Source organism: Virgibacillus tibetensis (assembly GCF_036026595.1).
GTDB classification, from domain to species: Bacteria; Bacillota; Bacilli; order Bacillales; family Amphibacillaceae; genus Virgibacillus_P; species Virgibacillus_P tibetensis.
In genome coordinates this window covers 1-8,978 of the sequence record NZ_JARZFX010000030.1, presented here as the reverse complement: position 1 = coordinate 8,978, position 8,978 = coordinate 1, and the positions used below count along the sequence as shown (strand labels likewise).

At 37.8% G+C, this 8,978-nt stretch carries 9 protein-coding genes and 1 tRNA gene; 3 read left to right on the top strand and 7 right to left on the bottom strand.

Annotation, left to right across the window (positions count from 1 at the left end; all coding sequences use genetic code 11):
* Positions 1-169: 169 nt before the first annotated feature.
* Positions 170-2,623 (bottom strand): stage II sporulation protein E, encoded by a 2,454-nt coding sequence (gene spoIIE, locus QGM71_RS21520; protein ID WP_327609607.1) that lies wholly within the window; start codon positions 2,621-2,623, stop codon positions 170-172.
* Between the two features lie 357 nt (positions 2,624-2,980).
* Between spoIIE and QGM71_RS21515 the strand changes: the two genes are divergently transcribed.
* The 3 genes from QGM71_RS21515 (at position 2,981) to QGM71_RS21505 (ending at position 5,198) form a co-directional block, all read left to right on the top strand.
* Complete coding sequence (locus tag QGM71_RS21515; protein ID WP_327609606.1) at positions 2,981-3,433, top strand: MarR family winged helix-turn-helix transcriptional regulator; 453 nt, start codon at positions 2,981-2,983, stop codon at positions 3,431-3,433.
* The gene (locus QGM71_RS21510; RefSeq protein WP_327609605.1) at positions 3,423-4,964 is read left to right on the top strand and encodes a DHA2 family efflux MFS transporter permease subunit; all 1,542 of its coding nucleotides are present in this window, start codon (positions 3,423-3,425) and stop codon (positions 4,962-4,964) included. The genes QGM71_RS21515 and QGM71_RS21510 overlap by 11 nt, the downstream gene beginning before the upstream one ends.
* Before the next feature lie 160 nt (positions 4,965-5,124).
* Positions 5,125-5,198, top strand: a tRNA-Met gene (locus QGM71_RS21505).
* A gap of 198 nt (positions 5,199-5,396) precedes the next feature.
* On the opposite strand, the gene QGM71_RS21500 is transcribed toward QGM71_RS21505, so the two are convergent.
* The 6 genes from QGM71_RS21500 to QGM71_RS21475 all read right to left on the bottom strand — a co-directional run bounded on the left by QGM71_RS21500 (position 5,397) and on the right by QGM71_RS21475 (position 8,831).
* Positions 5,397-5,783 carry a S1 domain-containing RNA-binding protein gene (locus tag QGM71_RS21500; RefSeq protein ID WP_327609604.1) on the bottom strand — a complete coding sequence of 129 codons (387 nt, stop codon included), beginning with the start codon at positions 5,781-5,783 and terminating at the stop codon, positions 5,397-5,399.
* 138 nt (positions 5,784-5,921) lie between these two features.
* On the bottom strand, positions 5,922-6,302 hold the full coding sequence (locus tag QGM71_RS21495) for an FtsB family cell division protein (protein WP_327609603.1): 381 nt from the start codon (positions 6,300-6,302) through the stop codon (positions 5,922-5,924).
* A gap of 5 nt (positions 6,303-6,307) precedes the next feature.
* The gene (yabQ, locus tag QGM71_RS21490) at positions 6,308-6,919 is read right to left on the bottom strand and encodes a spore cortex biosynthesis protein YabQ (protein ID WP_327609602.1); all 612 of its coding nucleotides are present in this window, start codon (positions 6,917-6,919) and stop codon (positions 6,308-6,310) included.
* On the bottom strand, positions 6,916-7,218 hold the full coding sequence (gene yabP / locus QGM71_RS21485) for a sporulation protein YabP (protein ID WP_327609601.1): 303 nt from the start codon (positions 7,216-7,218) through the stop codon (positions 6,916-6,918). The genes yabQ and yabP overlap by 4 nt, the downstream gene beginning before the upstream one ends.
* Before the next feature lie 263 nt (positions 7,219-7,481).
* Positions 7,482-7,880: an MFS transporter gene (locus QGM71_RS21480; protein WP_327609600.1), complete on the bottom strand. Its 399-nt coding sequence runs from the start codon at positions 7,878-7,880 to the stop codon at positions 7,482-7,484.
* A gap of 45 nt (positions 7,881-7,925) precedes the next feature.
* Entirely contained in the window at positions 7,926-8,831 is a 906-nt protein-coding gene (locus tag QGM71_RS21475) for an MFS transporter (protein WP_327609599.1), read from the bottom strand.
* Between the last annotated feature and the right edge of the window lie 147 nt (positions 8,832-8,978).

The following is an 8,978-nucleotide window of genomic DNA, read 5'->3' as shown; positions in this document are numbered from 1 at the left end:
GGTGGACTCATAAGCAAGGGACCAAAGAGTACACGATCTTCTGTACTCGAAGTGTTCATTGCTTATGACGGGAACCTCTAGGAGCCGGAACTAGACATAGAAAAGTGCAGGGGGGTTGCCAGCGGCGGGCAGCCGTCCCATTCGCTGGCTTATTGGCGTTGCTATGGGATTACTGTGCCTTCTCTCGATATGCCGGAATAGTAGCCCATTTTGGTATATTCTTTGTTACTTTTGCAACTAGTACAGTCATATCGTCTTCAATCTCACCTGACCTTGTACGAACCACTTCTTCCAGTAAGAGATCCGCTACTTCTTGTGGATCTTCTGTTTTCATCTCACGGATTTTCCTTTTCAGCCATATATCTGTATTCTCAACATGTTTAGGTCCGTCAAAAATACCATCACTCATCATAATTAATAAATCATCCGACATTAGCTGTTCACTAACGATATCGACATCGAATTCTTGAATAATACCCATCGGCAGATTACTTGCTTCAATGCGTATCAATTGTTCACCACGTTTTATAAAGCTGGGAGTTGAACCGATTTTTAAAAAACGAACAAATGCATTGTGTAAATCAATCACAGCGAGATCTAAGGTGGCAAACATTTCATCTGTTGTACGTAAGGATAAAATGGAATTGATGGACTTAATTGCTACTTTTTCCGGAATACCCGTCTGCAGGATCTGCTGCAATAACCTTAATGTTTCAACACTCTCTTCCTTTGCGCGTTTGCCATTTCCCATACCATCGCTAATAGCCATCGCAAATTTCCCCGCACCGAGCTCGATGGTCGTATAGCTGTCACCTGAAATTAAGCCCCCACCTTTTGCAGCATTCGAAGCTCCTGTTTCTACAACGAATTCTTTTGCTGAACCAAATGACAAATAACAGTATCCATTAGGGAAAGGCGATATTTCCTCTTCTTTTATAATAATCATTTCTTTAAGAATGTCTGTCAGTACAGGAGCAATCAATTTTGGCCCTTCTCCATGATACTCATAAAAGGAAACGGTCATTTCAATATCAACATTTCCTTTTTCCAAACGATAAATATCTAATTTCTCCAATTCAATCCCCATATGCTTCAATGCATGAATAATTTGCATTTCCTGTTGTTCATGATGCTGCCTTTCTTTCAATATTTCTTTCGCGAAATCATCCATCACTTCCGATACACCTTGCAGCTGGTCCGCAACTAATCTTTTGCTCTCCATTACTTGCTGCTTTAGTTTACGGTTAGCTTCAAAAAAGGACATTTCTTCCTTCATTGCTTCTACTACCTTTTTTGATTTTACACAATAGTTTTCAAATTCACGTGACACTTTCCTGTTTGGCTCACGACCATCACTTATATCATTCTTCATTTCTTCCATTAGTCCATAGGTTGTATCAAATTGTTTCTGCCAACATCGATCCTTCATAAAACAAGTTTGACATGTCTTTTCTGTCACTTGACTCAAAAAGTAATCCGTTTCTCTCTTAGTTTCGTTATCATCCGGGGAATATACTTCAGATATGGCAAAACTTTTGGATAAAGCCTCAAATACATTTGAGAATTGTTCTACTCTTTTGGCGGTTACATTACGTACTTTTTGCAAGTATTGCTCCTGCTCATTCGTGTATTCTTCGGTTCCGGGGATATAACGTGAGAGCTTTTTGAACCAACTCGCCGGTGTGAGAAAAAAGAAAATAATTGCAATAGAAGACTCTAAAATAGAAGGCATTAATGTAGCCGAACTACCGTAAATCCCAATTAAAAAGGTTCCCACAAGCAAACCCACTGCAACCCCTGGTTTTTTACCTTCTTTCAGTAATCCACCCAATAACCCTGAAAATGCAAGCAAACTCATTTGGTAAAGGTTTGCTACATTTGCCAATGACAAAATAAGACCGGCTACTACTCCAACCGTAGACCCAATTGCCGCACCGCCTACAAAAGCAAGTAAAATAACAAAATAACGAGAAAAGATCTGTTCTATAGATGCCCCATAGATTTCCCACCCTATTGTTCCAGTCAATATAGAGGCAATGAGAATAATCATACATACGATCTCCTCATTCTTTAACGAAGGCTTATATCTTTTAGGTGATAATAGTGGGATACTCTGCATAAAGATTAATACGAGGACAGTCCCTAGTACACCTTCAACAACTAAAAGCATCCATTCATAGGAAGACAGCTGATTATTAATGGAATACAGAAACAGACGAGGTGCAACTGTTGATATAAAGACAAATAACGGTATCATAATCTGTTGGTTTTTTGCATTTTTAAAAATTCCAGCTAACAGAATAAATACAAGCATTGCTAAAGCGATAAAAATACTATGTGCCACGGAATAACTAAGCGCGCCAGCAACAACAGCCAGCATTGATTTTGGAGTTTTTTCTCTATGTACAAACCAGATTGTTGCTAAGAACGCTACTGCAAAAGGAGAAACAACAGATAAAATTACAGCCCGTCCTAATAGAAAACCTACTATAAAGAATAACCATCCCCTTTCAAGTAAAATTGATCTGACCTTTTCGTATGCTCCCTTCCGTATCCTATCCATTTGATTGGTACCTTTTGCCCCGAAAGCTTTAGATTCCGCTCTTGGAATTGAACTTAACATACAAAACCACTCCCGTCTTTGTGCATATTAAACCATAATATTCCTTATTTTTTTGTCAAAAAAACAGAGCGTGTCCAATAAATCGTTCGACGGCTTTCTAGATGAATTACACATTTCAACACGAACACGCGTGTTGAACAGACTTCTTTATCCATTGATAACAGGTAAAAAATCAAAGTTATGCTATATTGTCATTTGCCGAAAACGGCGATGTTCTGCCGAAATTACAGTACTTTCTTTTCTGCCATATCAAAAATTCGATATTAACTTCTTGCAAAATGAAATGTAGTTCCTTATAATACTTCTATAAACGAATTGTTCGTACATGAACTATAATTGAGTTAAGGAGATAGAAGTATGAATTCTGATGAAAAGATCAGCAAGACTATTCATTCTTTTCGTGAGGTAAATAAGTTTTTTTATAGGCAAATGTGGCAACATGCCAATGAACTAGGTGTAACAATTGTTCAACTGCATATTCTTAAAATATTGTCCGAGGAGCCCGATTTGAGCTTACAAGAACTTACAAAGAAAATGAATACGAGTAAAAGTACGGTTAGCAGTACAGTAGACCGCTTAGTAAAGGCAAACTATATAGAAAGAGAACGTTCGAAGGAAGACCGAAGAGCTATCGTACTTAATTTAACAAAATTGGGAGAGCACAAGGAAAAGGAAGGACATGCATTGTTCTTTAAGCGCCTATCCAAACTAGGCGATATTTCTGAAGAGGATGTTGAGAACTTACTCTCACTTCACCAATTAATTATAGAAAAGATCAACGTAACTGGAGATGAAAAAAATGATAGATAGAGCAGCTTATGTGGATGCATCGGAAGTAAAGAAATTTCCTGTTATCTTTGTAATGGTGATGGGGGCTTTTGTTGCTATCCTTAACCAAACATTAATGAACGTGGCCCTTCCAGTTATGATGGTTGACTTAGATATGACGGCAAACGCAGCGCAATCGTTAACAACTATATTTATGCTCGTGAATGGGATATTAATTCCTGTTACCGCTTTTTTTATGGAGAAATATTCGACAAGAAAACTCTTTCTTACAGCAATGTCACTGTTTGCTTTAGGAACCCTAATCTGTGGAATATCCTATTCTTTCCCCATGCTTCTGGCAGGTCGTGTGGTCCAGGCATCTGGTGCTGGAATTATGATGCCACTTTTAATGAACGTTATTTTGAGCTTATTCACCATTGAAAAACGTGGAACAGCTATGGGGTATATTGGTTTAGCTATGATGTTTGCTCCGGCAATTGGACCCACACTATCCGGACTTATTGTACAGTCGTATTCATGGCGTGTGTTATTCTTCATCGTACTACCTATAGTTATTATTGATATCATTCTAGCTTATTTCCTCTTAAAGAATGTAACGAAATTATCTAATCCTAAGGTCGATTTCAAGTCAATAATTTTATCGACCTTCGCTTTTGGTGGGTTACTGTATGGGTTTAGTAGTGCAGGTGAGCAGGGATGGGATAGTGCTCAAACATTAATCCCCCTTGGAATAGGTGCTATTGTTATGGTTTTCTTTGTTACCAGACAGCTCCGACTAAAGGTACCTATGCTCGAATTCCGTGTGTTTAAATATAGCATGTTTTCGTTAACTACTATCATTAGTGTTGTTATTACCATGTCTATGTTCGCGGCAATGATCTTAATTCCTATCTACTTACAGAATATCCGCGGATTTTCACCACTGGAATCAGGATTGCTATTATTGCCTGGCGCTCTAATATCAGCATTCATGTCACCATTTACAGGTGCTCTTTTTGATCGCATTGGTGCACGGCCACTAGCACTGGTTGGTCTCGGAATTACTGCAGTTACAACATATTTATTCGCAGGCCTTACCGATGAAACAGGTTATTATTATATGATGTTTGTTTATAGTGCACGGATGGTTGGGATTTCGATGATCATGATGCCTATTATGACTGCAGGATTAAACCAGCTTCCAAGAAGGTTGTACTCCCATGGTACAGCAATGGCAAATACACTACGTCAAATGGCTGGATCTATTGGAACGGCATTTTTAGTAACCGTTATGAGCAGCCAGGCAGCGAAACATGTTTCAGATTTCATGCCTAGTACTGGTACTCCTACACAGGAGCAAATGGCGGTAATCGAAAGGCTGGCGACAATAGAAGGGATTAATGACTCCTTTATGGTTGCAACTGTGTTTGCTGTTATCGGATTTATCCTGTCCTTCTTTATAAAACGAACAAAACCCGTTGAGGAAGATGAGGAATACAATCGCGAGATGTCGAGTAAAAGTAAGTCTAAAATGCATATGAACCAGAAAACAAAAGCGAAAACGCTAGAATAGATAGGCAAAGTGTACGATTCAGGGATTAAGCAGCACTGCTTAATCCCTGAATATCAAGTTATGAAACTTTGAAGGGAGCCCTTTTCACCTAAACTATTTCATCAAAATTTATTGACACAAAAGGTGCCATGATGTATGATATCTCCTGTTGACTTATTTTGGCGGCGTAGCTCAGCTGGCTAGAGCGTACGGTTCATACCCGTGAGGTCGGGGGTTCGATCCCCTCTGCCGCTATATTTAAAAGCGTAGGCGACTGGTTATGAGTTGAAGGCTGGGATCTGAATGGGGTCTGCGAGTGACGAATTACACTTGCAGACCCTTATTAATGGAAAATGTCTACTAATCGAAAGAAAGCAGTTACCACTTATCATAGTAGTAACTGCTTTCTTTTTATCTATTATATTATAGAGCATTGTCCATAGACAGCATCTGCTACCCTCTTTTAGCACCTCGACCCCCACGTTTGGATTCCGTGTGCTTCTTTAAAGAGGCTAAACGGTCCTCTGAATCTTTGAGAAAACGGCTCATTTTTGACTCAAATGTTTCCGTTCTCTCACGAGTGTCCCTTTGTGGGCGTTTTGGTTTATCCTTTGCCTTTTTAATGGACAAACCAATTTTGCCATCCTTTTCGACATTAATAACCTTTACCGTTACTTCGTCACCAACGCTAAAATGCTCATTAATGTCTTTGACATAGTTATCGGCAACCTCACTAATGTGAACAAGGCCTGTTTTTCCTTCTCCAAGCTCAACAAATGCCCCAAAATTAGTAATCCCAGTTACCTTTCCCTGCAGCTTGCTGCCTACTTCGATTGACATAAAAAAAATGCTCCTCCTTAGAATTTTTAGAAAAACATGCTTTTCCACGTAATTGAAAAGCCTTGATTTCCTAATACTTTAAAAATAAAGTATAAATAGCTTTCTACTATATAGTATAGCTAAGCTTATAAAAGTGTGTCAATATGAAGGATCTTCGTCAGAAATTTTGAAGATCATCTCTCCTTTTCTTGAGAAGAAATAATTCGTTCGAGCTATTTCTAAAACATAATCTTCATCATTTAATAATTCAATTTCTTCTCTAAGATTCTCTTCCTCTTTTTCCAGTGAAACCAACTCTTTTTCAAGCTGTTCGTATTGCTCAGCTTTCTCTTTCTGTACCACACGCTGGTTAAAATGGTAGGTTGCCATGCTTCCAATAGCAATCACTACTATTACAGAAAATAACACAAGACGGCGATATAAACGTTGCTTCTTTTTCTTTTGTCTTTCCTGGTGTGCGTCATACTGCTGCATATAACTGGAATCTAATCTTGTTACCGTTTTTTTCTTTGAAGACAAGGCTTCTACCTCCTCTTAAACTTCATATATTTACCGATAAATGTCTTATACCTTATAACTATATTCTTCATTGTACTATAAAATCCTGCTATTTTGTGTAAAAATTGTTGTAACTTTTTTGGCAGGAGACGGTAAGTTAGCCTAAGAAGCCAAATTATTGGGGTAAATAGTATCTTTAATGTAATAAGAAGAACAGACCCTATAAATCTGATAATCCATAAAATAATCATTAATAATAGCATGATTACCCATTTAACTGGGGAAATTATAAGTGCTTGTACCATTCTTTCAAAAAATCGGTAGATCTTAGTAATAATACCTATCGCGAACTCAAGCAACTTTTTATAGACATTGGCTGCAAACACTTGATACATAGCAAAACCCAATAAACAAGCTGCAAATATATATAGCCTTATTTCCCCGCCATTAACACGAAAGAGAACATAGAAGATGATAATTGTTTGAGTCAGCCAAAAACATATTTCCAGCAGATAAGAAAATACTATTTTTGACTCCCAATAAGATGCAAAGCGACGGTAAGTATCATGTATTATACCCAAATAGAAGCCACTTAAAACCATGGTGATCATAGTGAGAAACTGAATACTGAGTGTCATCTAAAAAGCTTGCTAAAGAGTCCTTTAGCTTTCTCCTGCTGCTGTTCATCCACATAGGAAAGCTCGTATATTTTGCCCTTGATTGTAACCAGGCCTTCACCTACATCCAAATTTTTTAACTGTAAATTTTGGCCACGGACAATTAAGTAACCCATTACGGTTTCCAGTAGAAACTCTTCATTATCAAAGCTGTCTACTTCTTTAACACCAGTGATCTCCAGGTTTTTTCGATTATTAATTTTTACGGAATGATCTGTTTGAGTGCGTGTAACCGGTTCTTGTTTTTCATAATAATTCATCGTAAAAGCCCTCCTTATCATTATTACTTTATGAAAGGAGGGACAAGTATAGAACTCTATATTACGTTTTTTATTTAGGCTCTTTTCTAAAAGATTGCTGCTTTTCAAGTAATGAATCTTAACTATGATATGCTGCGACGTAATTCACTTATAACATCGCTTACCGATACGGAAATACACTTCGAGATTTCACTATGTCTTACTTTATGGAAAACTGTAACAAACGATGCGGATAAGAAAGTACGTTTTTCGGCGATATTTGTTTAACTATAATTCTTCTTCTCAAACACCGTAACGTAGAGCATACCAGGAACCAACACAACTGCAACAACCAATAATACAATTGCCATTGTACTCATATTTCCTACGTTCATTCCTGTAGCAAACGCCACACCATAAATACTCGAAGCCAAAATATTCCCTATAAACCTCGATGTCATAAGCAATCCGGACGCAATTCCACTTTCTTTAACACTAATAAAAGTATACAACAAGTTTTGCAATCCAATATTCTGTATTCCATTACTAATCCCCGTAACCGCAAGCACGACACCAATCCACACTAAGGGAGAATTATCCTTAACGGTAAATAACAAGATCACACCCACTAATCCGACTAGAACACTAGTCAATAATGGAATTCGAAATCCAGCGCGCTCCATCCATCTAGTAGCGATAGGTGTCATAATCATTGCAAAAATGGAAAGCTACAGCATTACGATTCCCGCCATCTGAGAGCTTTCACCTAACACAATTTGAATAAACGTTGGGAAGCTTAATAGCACTGCAAAGAATATTAAGGTTGATAAAATGTACTGACCAAAGATAACTGCCACATTTAAGTTTTTCCGAAAGAAATTAACATTGATAAAGGCTTCATCTCTTCTTTTCTCATACATGTAGAAAAGAATCGTTAGTACAATCGCAAGAATCAATGTTCCGATTTGAACACTTTGCTCGAGTCCAAGTAAAAAGATCATCCAACAAGTTATAAATAAACTAAATAACAAAATTCCGATTCCATCCAACTTATATGATCTAGTCGTGTTTTTCTTATCTTTCGGGATAAACATCAACGTTAATCCAATTCCAATTACAAGTATCGGTAAGTTTACATAAAAAATAACAGGCCATCCACCGAACTGAATGAGCATTCCTCCTATAGTGGGTCCGAATGCTGCAGACGTTGTTGCAAAAACAGCTAATGTCCCAATTACGCGGTTTTGATTGTGCTGAATGGTATTACGTATAATCCCAACTCCAGCTGGAAAGAGTGCCGAGGTACCAATTGCTTGAACTCCACGCGTCGCAAGTAACACAGGCAAATTCGGAGATAACGGTGCCAAAATGGATGACACAACCACTAGTCCAAGACCAATTAAAAAGATCAATTTCCTTCCATAAACATCACTCAATTTCCCAATTAACGGTGTAAAGATTGCACTAATAATAAAATAAGAAGCAATTAACCATGAAATATTTGTTGCGCTCAGTTGGAAGTCCTTTTGAATTGCTGGCAATGCTACTGTAATCATCGTCGTATTTAATGGATTAAGGATAACGCCCAATGACACAGCTAGTATGATAAATTTTTCGTTTTTCCCCACAGTCATTTCTATGTCTCCTCTATAAAGGTACTACTCATTAATTTTAGCACAACCAAATTCTAAGCTGTGGAAAATTAAGCCTGTCTTCTTGTCCCATAAAGCAGGATATACGTTTAGTTATTAAATAAATGCTGCCCGTTAGCGACATTTAAA